This window comes from Pontibacter brevis, from assembly GCF_054779655.1.
Genome location: NZ_BAAGXV010000008.1, coordinates 1 through 18535, shown reverse-complemented (window position 1 = coordinate 18535; position 18535 = coordinate 1). Strand labels below are relative to the sequence as shown.

Here is an 18535-nt window from a genome sequence, read left to right as displayed (position 1 = left end):
AACGTGAACTCGGGAATTAAGCTAAACATCTGGCAGGGTTAAACCTTGAGTTCTGGTGGTCCAGGAAAGTGTAGGCGCTCAGGCCTGAGAGGATGTGCACCAGGGCGTTAAGCGGATTTCTGTGGCGGGTTTGGTCGATGTCACAGACAGTCATGAGGATGTCATTGACGGCCTCTATGCCTCCTCTTTTCATCAGGTTGAGTTTATCGGAGAGGGTAAGGAGCATGTTTTTCATGTTCTTCCTGACCTTGGTGACCAGGTGCAGGCCCTCTTGCAGCAACTCCTCCATCAGGGAAGAGAGGTAGCCCTTGTCCCCGTAGCACTTGCCCCTGAGCCCCTCCAGCAGGTAACTCAGCACCCGGTGGTTGTTGTCAGCCACGCTGGCCGGGGTGAGGAGGAAGCGGGCCAGCTGCCCGTGCTGGTTGATGACCAGGTGCAGCTTAAGGCCGAAGAACCAGCCGGTGGAGCCTTTCCCGCGGCTGGCTATCCCCTCGAAGACCTTGTGGGAGTGTATCCTGAGGTTATCGCAGACGGGCAGCTTCTTGGAGTCGACGTAGTAGTGGCCGGTGCGGGCGGAGAGGCTGCAGCGGCACTGGGCTAAGAGGAAGGCGTGGAAGCAGCTCTGGCGGGCAAGGGAGAGGAAGTGGGTGTAGGAAACAGCCTTGGGGAAGAAGCTCCTGAGCTCCCCGAGCACCAGGCGCTCATAGTAGTACTCGAAGCACTTGAAGCCAGAGAGGTGGTAAAGCACCAGGATGGTGAGCACCTCGCTTTCGGAAAGAGAGGGCTTTCTGCCGGCAGGATGCTTCACGTAGAGCCCTTTGGGTAAGGGATGGGAAGAGAAGTAACGCGCAACTTCCTGGCAAAAATCGTCGATGAAGCAGAACACTTCAACCACCTTGGCAGTATCTATGATAAAGTACATAAGGCTAAGGATTTAGGTGAAACATCGGACAATATTTCTACCTGTTCCTTAGCCTTTCTGTTTGTACAGGCTAATGATTTTTAACCCAGTAATTCCCGAGTTCACGTTTATTCAATAAACGGAGGGGCTAGCTATCAAGAAAGTAGTACATTTGAAAATTTAGAACCTGGTAATCATACTATCACCGTGACAGATGAGAATGGGTGTACAGGGAGTGTATCTGCGACTGTATCAGAGCCTGAGCCTCTGTCTCTCTCTACTACTCAAGTCAATGTTTCTAGCTTCGGTGGAAGCAATGGAGCAATAGATCTGACAGTAAGTGGTGGGACAGCTCCTTATACTTACAACTGGAGTAATGGAAGTACAACGGAGGACCTTTCCGGATTGACTGCAGGCACTTATACTGTGACAGTGACAGATGCGAATGAATGTGAAGAAGTCACTACCTCAGTTACTATTACCCAGCCAACATCACCTGGTTGTGAAATATCGCTTTCAGCTACTCNGGCTAAGGATTTAGGTGAAACATCGGACAATATTTCTACCTGTTCCTTAGCCTTTCTGTTTGTACAGGCTAATGATTTTTAACCCAGTAATTCCCGAGTTCACGTTATTCTAGGTAAAGGCATTGCTTGCCAGCCGCCAAATCTTATATTTAGGATATGAAGCGACTCTACCCCCTGCTATTGCTGCTATACCTAGCAGCAACTGCCGCCTTTGCACAGGACATGCCCCGCGTGCGCCAAACCATTGACACCCTTACCTCTGCTACCATGCATGGCCGTGGCTATATACAGGAGGGCGATACCAAGACTGCCAGTTACATCAAAAACCGGTTTCAGCAGATGGGGCTTCAGTCATTTGGATCGTCATACTTTCAGCCTTTTCAGTTTCAGGTAAACACCATAGCAGAAACACCACAGCTACAAGTATCGGGGCTGGAAATGACACCCGGAAAGGATTTTGTGGCCAATGCAGCCTCCGCCTCGGGTAAGGGCAGAGCGGACATATTGGAACTGGACAGCTCCATATTTACAGATGCAGCAACTGCACGAAAGTTTTTCGGCCAGAGCTTTAAGGGGAAAGCCGTTGTATTCCGGCAGCAGGACGAACAAAAAGTGAACCAGTTGCCGCCATCATTCATTCAAAAGCTGCAGCAGGCTAAAGTACACGTAATCCTACAGCCAAAGGCATTGTTAACGTCTGTGGCTCTGAAACAGGCATCACCACCGGTACTGGAAGTGCTGGAGGCTGCATGGCCGAAGAATGCCAAAAGCCTTACATTTAAAGTAGAGGCACAGTTAAAGCCACGGCATGAGGCACAGAATGTAGTAGGGTATGTAGCGGGCAGCACCCAACCAGACTCTTTTCTCGTTGTCACCGCCCACTATGATCATTTAGGCGGGCAAGGCCAGGACGTCTATTTTCCTGGAGCAAACGATAATGCCAGCGGCACCGCTATGCTGCTCGAGCTGGCGGAGCATTATAGCCAGCCACAGAACAGACCTGCTTACAGTATTGCGTTTATTGCCTTTGCTGCAGAAGAAGCCGGTCTCCTGGGCTCATTCTATTACACAGAATACCCGCTGTTCCCACTGCCCCGGATCCGCTTTCTGCTTAACCTCGACCTGCTGGGTACAGGCTCTGAGGGCCTGATGGTGGTAAACGGAAAGGTACATGAGCAGGAATTCAGCCTGTTACAGCAGCTGAACGAAAAGCACCAGTACCTGCCACAGATTAAGAGCCGTGGCAAGGCTGCTAACTCAGACCATTATCCTTTCTCTGAGAAAGGTGTTCCAGCTTTCTTCTTCTACACTTTGGGAGGTACTGCTGCCTACCACAATACAGCAGATTACGCCTCTCAATTGCCGCTTACAGAATTCAAAGATGTATTTCAACTGATAGTAGATTTTGCAGAAAAACTGCAGGAGTAAACCCGGAATCAGGGTGTTAAACACAAAAGCACCCACCACACAGACAGTGGCAGGTGCTTTCGCTTTATGCAGGATATACTTACATCAACCTGATACCCCTGATCCTGGGGCTTTTTAAGTTCTTACAGGATGTTGTTGATCTGTTCCTTTATCTTCTCCAGTTCTTCTTTCATCTCTACCACGTGGTGCTGTATCACAGCGTCGTTTGCTTTGGAACCGATGGTGTTGATCTCACGGCCGATTTCCTGAGAGATGAAGTTGAGCTTTTTGCCTGTTGGCTCAGGCAGGTACACCGTTTCTGTAAAGTAATGCAGGTGATTTACCAGGCGTACTTTTTCCTCGGCAATGTCGAGTTTTTCAATATAATACACCATCTCCTGCTCAAACCGGTTCTGGTCGAAATGCTCTGAAACGGCAAGCTCTGTTATATGCCCCTTGATGCGGTGACGTATATTCTCCATCCGCACCGGGTCGTGTTTGTCTATTTCTGCCAGCAGAATCCGGATGCGGTCTATATAAGACATGATTTCTGCTGTCAGGGCCTTGCCTTCATCGCTGCGGAAAGTATTAATGTTCTGGATGGCCTCCTCCAGTAAAGGCTGCACTTTGCTCCAGTCAGCTTCCGTTGTGTCCTCGTCTTCCTGCTCTTGCTGCAGTACCTCTGGCATATGCAGCGCCAGCCTGAACAAATCGTTTTTAGAGGCGCCTACCATATCGGCTGCTTCGCTCAGTTCGTTGTAGTAAGCCTGCAGCAACTCTTTGTTGATGGTGTTCTTTGCCTTTTGCGCCTTGTTCCTGGAAAGCTCAATGTTAACACCAACTTTTCCGCGCACCAGGGCCCTCTGCACCATGTTCCGGATATCATACTCGTGGTCTGATATAATCTTCGGAATCCGCACACTGAGGTCCATACTTTTTGAATTCAGTGACCGGATTTCAACAGAAATAGAATATTGGTCGGCATCAAGGCGAGCACTCCCAAATCCTGTCATAGACTGCAACATAAGCGAATTAGGTTATTATCTACTGCAAATTAGCTAAAATTATCCAATCTTGCTTAGCCTGCGCCCCGAAAGGTAGTTTAATGTAAGAAGCCCCGCCCGTATAATACAGGCGGGGCTTCTGCTTTTCAGGGCTGCCCGCAGCAGCGTTTCTGAGTTCAATTTTATATGGGCTTTAGGCTTATCTGCCTACCTGTTTCTGAATCAATCAACCAGGTTCAGGATTTACCGGACAAAATCTACGTCTGTGTTGTGCCTAACATCTTCGTTACTCCGTCAATTATTGCCCTGACATCGGAAGGGTGATTATCAGATACCTCACCTCGTTCTTTTCCGAGGCGCACAACCACGAGGTTTTTATCCGGTAGCACGATAATGTACTGCCCAAGTATACCGCGTGCATAGAAAATATTCTGCCCTTTATAGTCCGGCATCAGCCACCACTGATAACCGTAAAAGTCTACCTTTTTGCCATCTGTTGCTTTTGAAAGACCATTGGGAGTAAGCGAGGCCTGTACATAGGCAGGAGGTACAATGGTGTCGCCGTGCCAGAGCCCCTGGTGAAGGTACAGCTTACCAAAGCGGGCAAAGTCACGGGCATTAGAGAAAAAGCAGCAGTAGGCTTTCTCTATCCCACCATCAGGTCTGTCTACACTCCACTCCGCATCATGCACGGCACCCATTGGCTTCCAAAGCTTCTCTTCTGCCAGTTCACTCAGGCTCTTACCCGTAGCCGCCTGCAGCACAAAACCCAGCACCTGGGTATCACCGCTTTTGTAGGAAAATTGCTGCCCTGGCTCCTCTACTGCCTTCAGCCTGTTAATCACCTTCTTCAGGTTGGTGCCATAGTAGCTTTCGGTGGTCATGGAGAAAGGATTCAGGTAAGACTCATCCCAGTTAAGGCCGGAACTCATCCAGAGCAGGTGCTTGATACGGATTTTTGCTTTGTCTCCTTCCCTGAACTCAGGCAGGAAGTCCGCCACAGGCTGCTCCACACTCTTTATTTCTCCATCTTTGATAGCGATGCCAACAAGCATGCTCACGATGCTTTTAGCCATGGAGAACGAATTACTTAATGACTCATCGGAGTAGCCATCCCAATACTGCTCATGAACAATAGAGTCGTTTCTTACTACCAGAAAAGCTACTGAGCTGAGATCATTGTGCAAGCGTTCCAGTTCATCGGGGGGAGTAAGGGTATTGTAACTCCTGGCGATAGGCCAGGGCTCCGCTACCTGCGGAGCCTCTATTTTACGCTGCTCAAAGATGGTGTTATCGTCTATATCCGCTAAGTTGTAGTATAGGGCCCTGTACACATAGTTTTTATCAGCTATGTGCACCCAGGCTGCAAATAACACGAGCAATAGCAAAGCCCCTACTCCATAACGTCTGCCTCTTCGGCTCATAAGCTATGTTTTAGAAGTCGTAGCCTAGCGTGATGTAGAACTTAGGACCTGTACGGCGATCTTCGGCCTCGCCCCATGCTACATCCAGCTTACCATAAACTCCCAGCACTGTAGTGCGTGCGCCCACTCCATATCCCACCAGGAACGGATTGCGGTAGTTGATAACTTCAATCTCAAAGTTATCACGCTGTGTGGGACTAATGACACCACCAATCACGCGGGTGTTGATGGAGTTATTGCCCGAGAAAGGGTTGGCACCATTATAGGCAGAGCCAGCATCAGCAAAGCCTATTAGTTGCAGGTTACGGAAGAAACCAGATGCAATTGGCCCATTATACAGGTACTGCACAATCGGGATACGCAACTCAGCATTGGCCAACAAGTGGCGGTTACCACTGCGCACGTTAAAGTTAAAGCCCCGCAGTGGTGTGATGTACTCCAGGTAAAACAGGTCAGCCGGCGAACTGATTTCTACGTCGTTCAGTTCTGCACTTTCATCTTCATCTGCCAGCAACCAGTTATTCATGCCGCCAATCAGGAACTGCTTTGTAGAATTCCCGAAGAAGGCACCGTAACTGATGCGGGTTGCGAACACGATCTGGCGGTGGATTTTCAGGTAATTTCTGAAGTCAACATACAGTTTGCTGAAGTCACCGGCGGAACCTTCGAGGCCTTTTAATGAGAGCAGCCCCACTTTCAGGCGAGTTCCTTCCACCATGTTGATACCGGTTCTGACGCTGTTGTCATACACCATCTCTACGTTACCACCCCAAAGATTCTCGAGGGTATCAGGCACAAAGAAATCGGTTAGGTAGGTGAATCGGGTGCTGACCAGTTTCGGCATTACACGCAGGCTGGTACTGTGGCTAAGTGGATACTCTATAACCGGGCTAAGCTCATTCTTTGCAAAGCGCACTTCTGAGCCAGGTGAGTTTGAAAGGCCTCCAACCAGCGTTTTACGCTCGAACTGCACCCCTATATCCACACGGTTCTTCAGGTTCATATATTCCGCCCAGAAATTGCTCGTCTCCAGATCGGTGCGCAGGAAGGCCGTGCCCCGGATATGGTGGTTCTCGAAGAGGTCACTCATATTTACGCCGCCTACAAAGCCAAAGCCTAGCAGTGGGTCGGCATGCACCGAAGTCACAATTTCCTGTACACTGAAGCGCAGGTCATAATCCAGCGGCCCCACCATCTGGAAAGGCCTGGCGGCAGTGGCTCTGCGCACAGGGGCAGCCTGTCGTTTTACCTCCGGCTGTGCCGCCTTAGTTGTGTCGCTGTCAAACTCATAGTTGTCGATGTCTACTTCACCGGCTTTGCGTTTCGGGCTGCTTCTCCTTGTAACGGTGTTATTGTCTTCCTCTACCAGCTTACGCAGGTTAGAAGCCGTATTCTGGGCCGAGCGGGCACGGGTCTCCAGGATAATCTGCCGCGATGTTTTAGGCAGTTCTGCAAGTGCGGCAGGTGTGTAGTTGGGCAAGAGGTACACAAAATTGCGCGCCTCATCTTTCGCCACCACCGCCAGTACATTTGCCGACGGCACATAATCATACTCTTCTATGCCCTGCACAAAGTTTGTAACCGGGGTGGCGGTACCTGTACCAAGATCGTAGCGGTAAAGACTACGGATTCCGCTTTGCTCACTCAGGTAAATCAGGTTGCCGTCCTGGGTTGCTTTCGGCTGCAGCTCACTCGCAATAGAGCTCGTCAGCTGCCGGATATCGGCATTAGGACCTTGCTGCTGCAACAGGAAGATATCATAGTTGTTTACCACGCTGCCGAAGGTGGCCGGGGTCACATTACCGGTGCTGTCAACCCATCTGTTAGAGCTAAAGGCAATGCCGCCGCTGTTTCTCAGGAAGGTGGGCTCCAGGTCGTCAAAAATATCATTTGTGAGCTGTTGCTGCAAACGGCCATTGGCACGCAGCAGGAACAGGTCTGTCTGGCCGTTACGTACGGCACTTACCACAATCTGCTGCCCATCCTCAGAATAGCTCATGCTACGCACCTGCGAGAACTGCTCCAGCACAGTAGCCTGCGTTGTTAGGTTTTCAACAAAAGGTATAAAGGAGTAGCGATCGCGGGCATCTACCTGGCGCAGCATCATTTTGCCTCGCCTTGCCTCTATAAAACCGAGTTGGGTATTGGAGCGCCATGCCAAAACGGGTGTTTTATAATCCACCTTCTGATCTACGCTCTTGTAGCCGGCACGCCACACTACGCGGTCTTTGCCGGAGCGTACATCCTGCACAAAGATTTTGAAGATACCGTTGTCATTTTTCACATACGCCAGCATGGTACCATTCGGGTTCAGCACCGGCTCTCCGTAAAAATGGCCTTCTTTGTTTTTCTTGAACAGTTTAAAATTATCCTGTAGTGTTATCAACTGGCCGTCAGCGCCTGTATTGATCTGCCTGTAGTAATTGTACCAGTCCTGCAGGAAACGGTTGTATGGGATGTTCAGGCTGCTTGTTATACCTATCTCCACATCACGGGTGATGCGGGTAAGGTTCAGGATGTTCTGAATGGCTGTATAGCCGTAACGCTCCGCAATATAGTTCCAGACAGACTGGCCGGTTAACTCCGGGTTTATAGCAAAAAGCTTCTCCGGACGCACTTTGTCCTGCTGCTGCTTCCGCAGCATGTTGCGCATATAATTGTCCATCTCAATGCTCCAGCCCTCAGCTGTATAGGCAGCCACTCCGCTGATGAACCACTCTGGCAGGCGAAGCAGGTAACTGCTTTGCAGCGCTTCCTTCAGGCTGCCACCATACATCATATCATTCATCAGCAGCTGCGTCAGTTCATAACTCATCTGCGTTTTGAACTCGGTCTGGGTGCCTTCGTAGGCCAGCTCTATTTTGCTCTTCATAAAGAGCGTTTCGCCACCGGTCTGGTACTGGTCGTTGTCCAGGCCAATGTTGCTCTGCAATAGGTCTGTAGGTGAGTTGTAGAGAATGAGTGTGATTTTGGCATAAGGGTAATAGCCAATGAGGCTTGTTATCCGCCGCAGCTCCTTTTCGGCATATTCCGCAGCATTCTTGGCCGTTTCCTGCCCTCCCTGATAAAAGTAAACGTTAAAGTTCTGGGTGCTGTAGAGCTTCCAGTCGAAGTTCTTGTATTGAATACGGCTCTTGCCGAAGGTGTCGCGGTTTGGCTGCGCCTGAAGGGCAGTACCCAGCAAGGTGCAAAAGAGTAACAGCAACAAAAACCTTATAGAAAAACGCATGCGCTTAATTTGTTGATTTAGTGTTTTATGTAGTCGTAATATAACGATAAATAACGCGATATTCGTATGTCTGCCATTACGTCTCCCTCCCCTGCCAGGGCTGCTGCAAACTGCTGCGCCAGGTAAGGCGCCATTTGCACCCCTTTTGAACCCATGCCGTTAAAAACACTTAACTGCGGGTACTGCGGGTGCCTTCCTGCCAGCGGTTTCCGGTCGCGTACGGCGGGCCTGATGCCTGCCTGATGGTTGATTATAGTAAAATGCTGTGAGGTAATCTGGCTGAAGCGCTCCGCAAGTTCTTCCTGCCCTTCCGGGCTTGGCTGCTCGTCTGGCTCCCGCCAATTGTAGGTGGCGCCAATCTTGAAGCGGCTTCCCCCTACCGGAACAACGTAAACTGCTTTGTTATAGATGCATTCAGGGTTAAAATTCTCTGCCTGCACTTCCAGCACCTCTCCTTTGGTAGGTTGTATAGGCAGCCATTTGAACCAGGGATTGTTTACAACCTGAAACCCCTCACAAAAAACCAGGTGGTCGGCTTCTATCGCTTTATACTTCACTCCATGCTCCGTTAGTTGCAGTTCATCCATCTGGAACTTCTCCGGCAGTAGCAGTTCCTGGGCCAGCAGTTCCGCTGTAAGCAGGTTCAGCATTTCCTCCACCAGCAGGTTGCCCCCCCTCCCAATCAAAACGCCGCCGTAGGGGTCCTGCACGCCGGGTTGGTGAATGCTTTTGGTGTGGGTGGCCAGTATAAAGTCGTTCCAGCCCTCGCTGGCGCTTTTGGCCATCCAGGTGTTTTGCTCTTCTATGGAGGAGAATATTTTATAGATAGGTTTGTGAATAAACAGCTCGCGGCCAAAGTGTGCCTCCAACTCATCATAGAATGCATCTGCGGCAGGTATAAAGTCATCCGCCAGCCAAGATTTTGCGAAGCGCTTACCGGCAATGGGGTTTATCAAACCAGCAGCCACCCGTGAGGCGCCACTGGGCCTTGGCTCATCGATTACCAACACCTGATAGCCGCGCTTGCGTAAGGTATAGCTTAGGATGGCTCCGGCCAAACCATGCCCTACAACTATAAAATCGTATTTCATCAGGGCAAGTTACGAGATGTACAGGTGAAATTTGTAACTTAGAAGCCGATTTTGTGCTTGCCTGTTAACCTATAGAACTATGAAAATTACCTGCTTTACTTTTAATCCATTCCAGGAAAACACCTATATCCTGCACGACGATACACGCGAATGCGTGGTAATAGACCCGGGCTGCTACGAGAAGCAGGAGCAAGAGCAACTACAGCGTTATATTGAAGAGAATAACCTGAAGGTGGTGCACCTCTTAAACACCCACTGTCACGTAGACCATGTGCTGGGGAATAAATTTGTGGCTGACACATACAAGGTTGGTTTAGAAATACACCCTGATGACGAGCAGACGCTGCGGGCTATCCCGGCCTATGCCCCGGCTTATGGTTTCCAGAAGTATGCGGAGGTGTTGCCGGAGGCTTACCTGAAGGAAGGCGACACAGTGAAGTTTGGAGAAACGGAACTGCAGGTGCTCTTTACACCCGGTCATGCCCCGGGGCATGTCGTGTTTTACAACGGCCCGGAGAAGATTTGCATTGGGGGCGATGTGCTGTTCCAGAACAGCATTGGCCGCACCGACCTGCCTGGTGGCGACTTCGACACGCTTATTCACAGCATCAAGTCGAAGCTGTTTGCCCTGCCTGATGAGGTAACAGTTTATCCCGGGCACGGACCGGAAACCACCATCGGGCACGAAAGAAACAACAATCCATTTCTGCGCTAGCCCCTGCGGCCTCCACGCACCCGTATATGAAGAAACACATTCCTAACGCCATCACCTGTCTCAACCTGTTCTCAGGCTGCCTGGCGCTGTATTTTGCTTTCCAGGGCCAGTTAGTTACCACAGCCTACCTCGTTGGCATAGCCGCAGTCTTTGATTTTCTGGATGGCATGGTGGCGCGCATGATGAAGGCATATTCAGAGATCGGAAAGCAGCTGGATTCGCTGGCGGATATGGTGTCGTTTGGAGTAGTACCTGGCACAGTTATGTTTATCCTGTTGCAGAGAGCCGACTCCGCCGTGCTCGGTATGCCTGCGGATGTAGTGGCTTTCTTTGGCTTTCTGATTACGGTTTTCTCGGCTCTGCGCCTGGCCAAGTTTAACATTGATACCCGCCAGACTACCTCGTTTATAGGACTGCCCACTCCAGCCTGCACCCTTTTTGTGGCCTCGCTGCCGCTTATTCTGGAGTACGGCGACCTGATACACTATGAAATTATCCTGAACCCATGGGTTCTGCTGGTGCTTACCGTGCTGCTCTCGTTCCTGTTGGTAGCAGAGCTACCGCTGTTTGCTCTCAAGTTTACGAACCTGAGCTGGCAGGACAACTCCATCAGGTTCATCTTCCTTGGGCTGTCAGTTATCTTACTGGCTCTTCTTAAGTTTGCAGCCATCCCCCTGATTATAGTGCTTTATGTACTTTTGTCTTTCTTAAAGAAAACCTCACACTCATCATAAAGCCTGTTACTTAAACAGTTCGCTTCAAAATACAAAGCCATTTTACTGGGGATGGAGCATGCAAAGTTGGTTCAGGTGGACATTGTGGATATTAGCAAGTATACATTATCTTGCTTTAGCAGCAGAAACAGGAGGAACAGTCCGTGAAAAGGCAGAAAACGCATGCGGCAAGCTGCCCGCTAACTTTAACCTGGAGGTTCTTTACATACGAGTTGGAGCAGGCGTAACATGAGGCTGAAGTACAATAAATTAGCCGTATATTTGTTGTTTACTTGAGCCACACAATCGCACATTTGTACGGCTGTATGGCTTGAAGATAAGTATACCGGAGATTATGATGCGGCCTTTCCGACAGGTTTACGTATGCGCGCTTTTCCTGCTGAGCTTACTGTCAACAGCGGCACTGGCACAGGCACCTGCCAGTACCATTACCCTACAGTGGCAGGAACAGGCGACGGTTCTTCCCACCCACAGCGCCTCTGGTAAAGTTCCAGCATTTACAGGAGCCTCCATCGATCCTGCAGAGGGCCTGCCTTACTACCGCCTGCAGTTGCCGGGCGTTCGCACCCGCCACTTCACATTAAAGGATACACAATATCAGTCCTTCTCTGCTGCCGAAGAAAAGCTCTTTGGCACCTATGATTTTTCTGCAGAACCGCAGGTGCTTATAAGCCAGGCAACCCAGAATAAACAGCCGGTAAGCTTAGTGTCTGTTCTTCCTATTCGCCGCAACCCCGGCAGCAAGCAACTGGAAAAACTAGTCAGTTTCAGCTATACCTACACTCCTGAAGAACCGAATGCCACCTTTGCCCGCGCTGCAGGCACATCCGGCACCGGTAGCTTTGCTGCTAACTCAGTCCTGAGCTCCGGCGAGTGGTATAAACTGGCAGTGACAGCCTCTGGTATTCATAAAATTGATAAGAGTATGCTGCAGGCGCTGGGCATCAACGCCCAAAGCATTGACCCCAGAAAAATCCAGGTGTATGGCAACGGTGGTGGTATGTTGCCGCAGCCCAATAGTGCCTCCCGCCCCGATGACCTGCAGGAAAATGCCATTGTGGTATCCGGTGAAGCGGACGGCAGGTTTGACGAAGGAGACTATGTGCTCTTTTATGCTCAGGGGCCGCACACATGGAGCTATGATGCGGCAGAAGAACAGTTCAGGCATACCTTCAACGTCTACTCCGACACTGCTTACTACTTTCTCCGGGTAAACCATGCCACAGGGGCACGCGTTGGCTCCCGCGGCCAAACTGCAGGGGCCACACAAAACATCAGCACTTACAATGAGCGCCTCTTTCATGAGCAGGACCTGAAGAACATGATCTTCTCAGGCCGTGAGTGGTACGGCGAAGAATTCAGTAGCTTTCATGGCTCGCGTGAGCTTTCGCTTGCTGTATCCGATGTGGTGCCGAACTCTACAGTAAAGCTAACTGCTTTCCTGATGGCGAACTCCTCCGCCAACTGCTCTTTCTCCTTACAACTCAACGGCGAGAGCCTTGGTTCTCAAGCTATCCCCAGCCGGGGCAGCTACAATTATCACCCGGAAGGCACCAACAGTATCAAAACGTACAGCGTCAACCAGCAGGTGTTGGGCAATGGCACTGCGTACAAGGTAAACCTGCATTTCAGCACGGGCGGCAGCTCTACTTCACTGGGCTATCTGAATTACCTGGAGCTGAACTATGAGCGACAGCTAAAACTTTACGGAACGCAAACCATTTTCCGGTCGGTGACAAGTACAGTGGCACCAGTCAGCACGTTCCGCTTTGCAGAGGTACCTGCTAATGCTTCTGTATGGGATGTTACGAATCCACGACAACCTGTAAAGCAGGAAATCAGCAACGGCAGCTTTAGCACTACTACTCATGTGCTGCGTGAGTTTGTGGTGTTTCAGGAGGGCAGCATCAACTTAAAGCCTGTTGCAGCTGGCAAAGTGCCAAACCAGAACCTGCACAGTGTAAATGCAGACGGGACACTTGACTTCGTGATTGTGGCGCACCCGGCTTTCCTGCAGGAGGCAAAAAGACTGGCTGCACATCGCGCCCGGCACAGCAACATGCAGGTAGAGGTGTTTACACCTGCCCAGATTTACAACGAGTTTTCTTCGGGAGCACAGGATGTAACTGCCATCCGCGATTTTATGCGTATGGTGCACAGCCGCAGCAGCAAAAGCGGCAGCGACATTCTTTTCCTCCTGCTCTTCGGCGACGCGTCCTATGACTATAAAAACCGCATCCGCAACAACACTAATTTTGTGCCGGTGTATGAGTCGCGGGAGTCATTGCATCCTATCTCCAGTTACTCCTCTGAAGATTACTTTGGCTTTTTAGATGAAGAGGAAGGCGAGTGGGCAGAAAATGCTTCAGGCGACCACCTGCTGGACATTGGCATCGGACGCCTGCCAGTTAAATCAGCTGCTGAGGCAGCAACGGTGGTTGATAAAATCATCTCTTATGATAGCCCGGGCCACTTTGGTAAATGGCGCAGCAAAATTACGTTTGTGTCGGATGACGGAGACTTTAACGAGCACCAGAATGATGCTGAGCATTTGGCGAACTTTGTAGAAAATACTTTCCCTGTTTATCAGCCTAATAAGATTTACCTCGACCTGTACCAGCAACGGGCGGTGTCTAACGGGCAGCGGGCACCCAATGCCTCCGCCGACTTAGATAAGGCCGTAGAACAAGGCTCGCTCATCATCAACTATACCGGCCACGGCAATGAGGTCAGTTGGACTGCAGAACAAATCCTGACGCTGCAGCAGATTAACAGCTGGAAAAATACAAACAACCTCACCTTTTTCCTGACCGCCACCTGTGAATTCGGCCGCTACGACGATCCGGTTAGGGCATCCGGCGCAGAACTAGCGCTGCTCCACAAGGAAGGAGGTGCTGTTGGCCTGATTACAACTACCCGCCCTGTTTACTCTAATGGCAACAGGGTGCTGAACCGGAATTTTTTCAAAAATGCTTTTACTCCCATAGGTAACCGTATGCCGCGCCTCGGTGATTTGGTGCTTCATACTAAAAACAACAGTATTATAGACAATATTAGCGGAGCGACAGGTGTGAATAACCGCAACTTCACGCTCCTCAGCGATCCTTCTTTGCAGTTGGCATACCCAAAGCTACAAGCGCAGATCACCAGCATTAACGGCAGGGAAGCAGCTACGGATACGCTTCAGGCATTGAGCAAAACGATGCTGAAAGGCCATATCACCAGCAGTGCCGGCGCCATAGCAGCAGACTTTAACGGTGAGCTGCATATAACTGTATTTGAAAAACCTACCACCCGCCATACCCTAGGTGACGAGCGTTCGCCGAAAGTGCCGGTGCAGGTGCGTGAGAGCATCATATACGATGGAAAGGTGAGCGTGCAGCAGGGGACTTTTGAAACAGCCTTTGTTGTGCCAAAGGATATTGCCTATCATTATGGCGCAGGAAAAATAATGCTGTACGGCAGCAACAGTTCTGCTGATGCTATGGGCGCTAATCAGTCTGTCATCATAGGCGGTACCGCGACAGATGTTCCCGTTGATAATGTGCCGCCGACAGTAAAGCTGTTTATGGACGATGAGTCTTTTGTTTTCGGAGGTGTTACCGGCAAAACCACCACCCTATTAGCTGATTTGTTTGATAACAATGGCATCAACACGGCAGGAACAGGCATTGGCCACGAAATAACGGCTGTTCTGGATGGGAACCGTGACAATGTGATGGTGCTAAACGACTATTATACAGCAGAGCAGGACAGTTACCAGAGAGGAAAGGTAAGGTATACCTTAAAAGACTTAGAGGCGGGTCCACATTCCCTCCGGCTGAAGGCCTGGGATACACACAACAATTCTTCAGAAGAATATATAGAGTTTGTTGTATCTAACGACGCCGCTATTGCGTTAGAGCATGTGTTAAATTACCCAAATCCATTTTCCACAAACACCACCTTTCATTTTGACCACAACAGAGCCGGTGAGAACCTTGATATACAAATAGACATTTATACTATTTCTGGTAAATTGGTAAAAACAATACAAACCACTTCCTACGCCAGCAAGGCACATGTTTCAGATTTATCATGGAATGGCAGAGACGAGTACAATGATATGCTGGCACGGGGCGTTTATGTCTATAGGATAAATGTTTGGTCGCAGCAGGACGGCTCAAAAGCCTCAAAATTTGAGAAACTTGTAATTTTAAACTAGTATAGTAACCTATAATATCTATATTTGACATAGCTATTTACCCTACGTATGTATAACAAAAGTCAGATTTTAAAGGCTACAGCATTTGCGCTTGCCTTGTTTGCTGCTCCTGCTGCCTTTGCGCAGACCACTACAGGAGGAACCGTAAACGCTGTCACCACTGCTGTGCCTATCCTTACTGTGGGCCCCGATTCACGATCAGCAGCCTTGGGAGATGCCGGTGTAGCTTTGTCGCCAGATGCAAACGCATCTTACTGGAACCCTGCTAAACTTGGTTTTGTACAGAATGACCTCAGCATTGCTTTCTCTTATGCGCCCTGGCTACGCCAAATCGTAGACGACATGTCGCTGAATTACCTTTCTGGCTATAAGCGACTGAATGAGACTTCTGCTCTGTCAGTTTCCCTGATGTACTTTGATCTGGGCGAGATACAGTTTATTGATGCGAACCAGAACCCGCTGCAGAACTATAACCCGAAGGAATATGCCGTGGCGGTGAGCTACGGGCAGGCGCTGAGCGAATATTTCAGCGTTGGTGTTACAGGCCGCTTTATTCACTCTAACCTTGCTGGCGATGTGAACGTGAGCGGTAGCAATACAGAGTCTCAGCCGGGCAATACGGCTGCCGTAGATGTAGGTGTATATTATAATAGGGACCTGAACCAAACCCTGAACCTTGGTTTGGCTGCCAATATTTCGAACATAGGAGGTAAGATAGCTTATTCTGAAAATGAGGATAAAAGCTTCCTGCCTACAAACCTGAAAGTAGGAACAGCCTTAACCTATAACCTGGATGCCTATAATACGCTTACCTTAGCTGTTGATGCAAACAAGTTACTGGTTCCCTCCCCTGGAGCTAATACAGACCAAAGTGTGGTAAGTGGTATCTTCTCTTCCTTCGCAGATGCTGAAGGTGGCGCAAGCGAAGAGTTGAAAGAAATAAACATTTCGACTGGTATTGAGTATTGGTATAACCAGTTGTTTGCCGCCCGTGCCGGTTATTTTTATGAAAACCCTGACAAAGGGGGCCGACAGTACTTTTCTGCCGGTATTGGTATCCGCTATCAGAAATTTGGTTTAGATGGAGCCTATTTGATTCCGAGTGACGAAAACAACCCGCTGGCAGATACCTGGCGCTTTACGCTGGTACTAAACCTTGAGTAAGAAACTAAATAGTAAAGAATGCTTGATAGAACAAAAGCACCAGAAACATATGAAATAGATGCCATCACGCTTCAGGTAGCAGAAGTTACCCACCTAAGTAATGGAGCGCGCATGCATGTAATAAAAAGCGAAACCCAGCCTGTTATCAGGCTGGATTTTGTTTTTAAAGCCGGTAAGTGGTTTGAGAATAAGACGGGGGCATCTGACCTGGCAGCTAAAATGCTGCTGGAAGGCACCTTGAACCATTCCGCCAAACAAATAGCAGACAAAGTAGCCTTTTACGGGGCTTCGTTTGAAAACAACCACGGCTTCGACCGCAGTGAGTTCACCCTTTACTGCTTATCGAAGTATGTAGAGGAGTTGTTGCCGCTTGTGCTGGACGTACTACAGAACCCGGTATTCCCGGAAGAGGAATATAACCTGCTGAAAAAGCGCACTATTCAGAACATAAAGGTACAGCGCCAGAAGAACAGCTATTTAGCAACCCACAGCTTTACAAAGCAGCTTTATGGGGAACAACATCCTTACGTATTCGGCTTTGATGAGGGAGAAATAGAAAACCTGACGGAGGAAGATCTACAGGAATTCTATAAGAACAGATACATTACACAGGAACTAGAAGTGTTTGCATGCGGTGCTATAGATTCTCTTATGCAGCAGTACCTGGAGCGCGAAATACAGCAATTGAATATACAGCCTTCCAAAGCGTCACATACTACTGCACAAAAAGAAGCAGCAGCCAGAGCTACTGAGAAGACGAACCTAGTATTTGTGGAAGAAAGCTTACAGTCTTCTATCAGGGTGGGCAGGATCTTCCCTCATATCACCCATAAAGATTACCTCCAGCTAAAAGTGTTGAATGAGGTATTCGGGGGCTACTTTGGCTCCAGGTTGATGCGTAACATCAGGGAGGATAAAGGCTATACGTATGGCATTTACTCTGTGATTTCACCGAAGGAACAAAGCAGCCTTTTCTATATTGGAACAGATGTGGGCTATGCTGTAACAGATAATACCATTGAAGAGATTGGTAAAGAAATAAAGACGCTACAGCAGGAGGAAATACCGGAAGAGGAACTAAGCACCGTAAAAAACTACATGCTGGGCAAGTTCCTGAACGATATTAACACGATATTCGATCAGTGCGACCGTTACAAGCGCATTGTGCTGTACGACCTGCCTCAAAACTATTATAATGACTTCGTCACCACCGTCAGGACAACAACACCTGCAGAACTTCTGAACCTGGCAAACCAGTACCTGCTGGAAGAGGAGATGTATACGGCTATAGCCGGTAGAAAAGAGTAGACAGATATAGAAAAGAGTAGACAGGAATTAAAAATCAATGACAAAAAAGAAGCCCCGGCTATATTTGCTGGGGCTTCTCTGTTCATGTGCCTGAAATATTTCAATATCAAATTCCGCAGCGCGAGTTATCATAGCATGCCTTTGAGGCCGAATATTATGAAGTGGACTCATAGTATCGGATGATAGGTATTCCTGTTTAAGCTGCCGCAGCGGCATTTAATGCATTGGCATGAAACCTCTCTTTAAAGCTAAAGTTCGTGCTCTCATGTCCCGGAAAATTGTCCTCGGGCAGTGGGCTGTGTAACTGAAGCTGTCTTAACTCTGCTCCGGCTGCCTCACCACTGCTTAAGCTGCAACATTTACAAGGCGATCAACCCAAAGAATGGAAACAGATTCTCCCCGTGCCAAAGGAGGAAAGTTGCTTTAGCTCTATGAAAAAGACTTGAAGCAATTTGTATAACTCATGCAACACAATATGCTTCTGTTTTATTCAGTTGCTGCCGCCAACAGCACGGCTTAAACGCAAAACACCCCCTGCTGATTTCTCTGCAGGGGGTGCTCTTTGTAGGGGTTGGCGGCCACCTACTCTCCCGGGTGTGACCCCAGTACCATCGGCGCGTCCGGGCTTAACTTCTCTGTTCGGGATGGGAAGAGGTGCTCACCGGAGCCATAGCCACCATTGCTTTTACACGGTCGTTATCGTGCATAATGCTTTATGTAGTTTTTGACTAGTTGGGAAAGAGAGGGAGAGTGAAAGGAGCGGGCCGCTGTTTCGGCTTTGGCTTTCGCCTTTGAGAACGCGCTCGGGCAATTAGTACCGCTCGGCT

General features: G+C 49.3%; 12 protein-coding genes and 1 rRNA gene. 7 read left to right on the top strand and 6 right to left on the bottom strand.

The annotated features are described in order from the left end of the window. Nucleotides 1–16 precede the first annotated feature (16 nt). Entirely contained in the window at nucleotides 17–922 is a 906-nt protein-coding gene (locus ACYVB1_RS02160; protein WP_460920030.1) for an IS982 family transposase, read from the bottom strand. A 186-nt stretch (nucleotides 923–1108) separates the two neighbouring features. On the opposite strand from ACYVB1_RS02160, the gene ACYVB1_RS02155 reads away from it, so the two are divergent. Further along, nucleotides 1109–1510, top strand: coding sequence for a SprB repeat-containing protein (locus ACYVB1_RS02155; protein ID WP_460920028.1), 402 nt, complete (start codon nucleotides 1109–1111; stop codon nucleotides 1508–1510). A gap of 74 nt (nucleotides 1511–1584) precedes the next feature. Continuing rightward, nucleotides 1585–2856, top strand: a complete 1272-nt coding sequence (locus tag ACYVB1_RS02150) for a M28 family metallopeptidase (protein ID WP_460920026.1) — start codon at nucleotides 1585–1587, stop codon at nucleotides 2854–2856. 122 nt (nucleotides 2857–2978) lie between these two features. Here ACYVB1_RS02150 and ACYVB1_RS02145 read toward each other — a convergent pair whose 3' ends face one another. From ACYVB1_RS02145 to ACYVB1_RS02130, 4 genes are all read right to left on the bottom strand, one after another. After that, nucleotides 2979–3860, bottom strand: a complete 882-nt coding sequence (locus ACYVB1_RS02145) for a YicC/YloC family endoribonuclease (RefSeq protein ID WP_460920024.1) — start codon at nucleotides 3858–3860, stop codon at nucleotides 2979–2981. Between the two features lie 236 nt (nucleotides 3861–4096). Continuing rightward, nucleotides 4097–5263 (bottom strand): serine hydrolase domain-containing protein, encoded by a 1167-nt coding sequence (locus ACYVB1_RS02140; protein WP_460920022.1) that lies wholly within the window; start codon nucleotides 5261–5263, stop codon nucleotides 4097–4099. Nucleotides 5264–5273: 10 nt separating this feature from the next. After that, a complete protein-coding gene (locus tag ACYVB1_RS02135; RefSeq protein WP_460920020.1) occupies nucleotides 5274–8492 on the bottom strand; it encodes a hypothetical protein in 3219 nt (1072 codons plus the stop codon). Nucleotides 8493–8509: 17 nt separating this feature from the next. Continuing rightward, entirely contained in the window at nucleotides 8510–9583 is a 1074-nt protein-coding gene (locus ACYVB1_RS02130) for an NAD(P)/FAD-dependent oxidoreductase (protein ID WP_460920018.1), read from the bottom strand. 79 nt (nucleotides 9584–9662) lie between these two features. Between ACYVB1_RS02130 and ACYVB1_RS02125 the strand changes: the two genes are divergently transcribed. The 5 genes from ACYVB1_RS02125 (at nucleotide 9663) to ACYVB1_RS02105 (ending at nucleotide 17708) form a co-directional block, all read left to right on the top strand. Continuing rightward, complete coding sequence (locus tag ACYVB1_RS02125) at nucleotides 9663–10298, top strand: MBL fold metallo-hydrolase (protein WP_460920016.1); 636 nt, start codon at nucleotides 9663–9665, stop codon at nucleotides 10296–10298. Nucleotides 10299–10324: 26 nt separating this feature from the next. Next, nucleotides 10325–11032, top strand: coding sequence for a CDP-diacylglycerol--serine O-phosphatidyltransferase (gene pssA / locus ACYVB1_RS02120; RefSeq protein ID WP_460920014.1), 708 nt, complete (start codon nucleotides 10325–10327; stop codon nucleotides 11030–11032). Between the two features lie 310 nt (nucleotides 11033–11342). Next, a complete protein-coding gene (gene porU, locus ACYVB1_RS02115; RefSeq protein ID WP_460920012.1) occupies nucleotides 11343–15236 on the top strand; it encodes a type IX secretion system sortase PorU in 3894 nt (1297 codons plus the stop codon). 48 nt (nucleotides 15237–15284) lie between these two features. After that, nucleotides 15285–16400 (top strand): type IX secretion system outer membrane channel protein PorV, encoded by a 1116-nt coding sequence (gene porV, locus ACYVB1_RS02110; RefSeq protein ID WP_460920010.1) that lies wholly within the window; start codon nucleotides 15285–15287, stop codon nucleotides 16398–16400. A gap of 18 nt (nucleotides 16401–16418) precedes the next feature. After that, nucleotides 16419–17708: a M16 family metallopeptidase gene (locus tag ACYVB1_RS02105; protein ID WP_460920008.1), complete on the top strand. Its 1290-nt coding sequence runs from the start codon at nucleotides 16419–16421 to the stop codon at nucleotides 17706–17708. A 569-nt stretch (nucleotides 17709–18277) separates the two neighbouring features. Here the strand turns inward: ACYVB1_RS02105 and rrf are convergent. After that, nucleotides 18278–18389 (bottom strand): 5S ribosomal RNA (rrf, locus tag ACYVB1_RS02100). Nucleotides 18390–18535 lie beyond the last annotated feature (146 nt).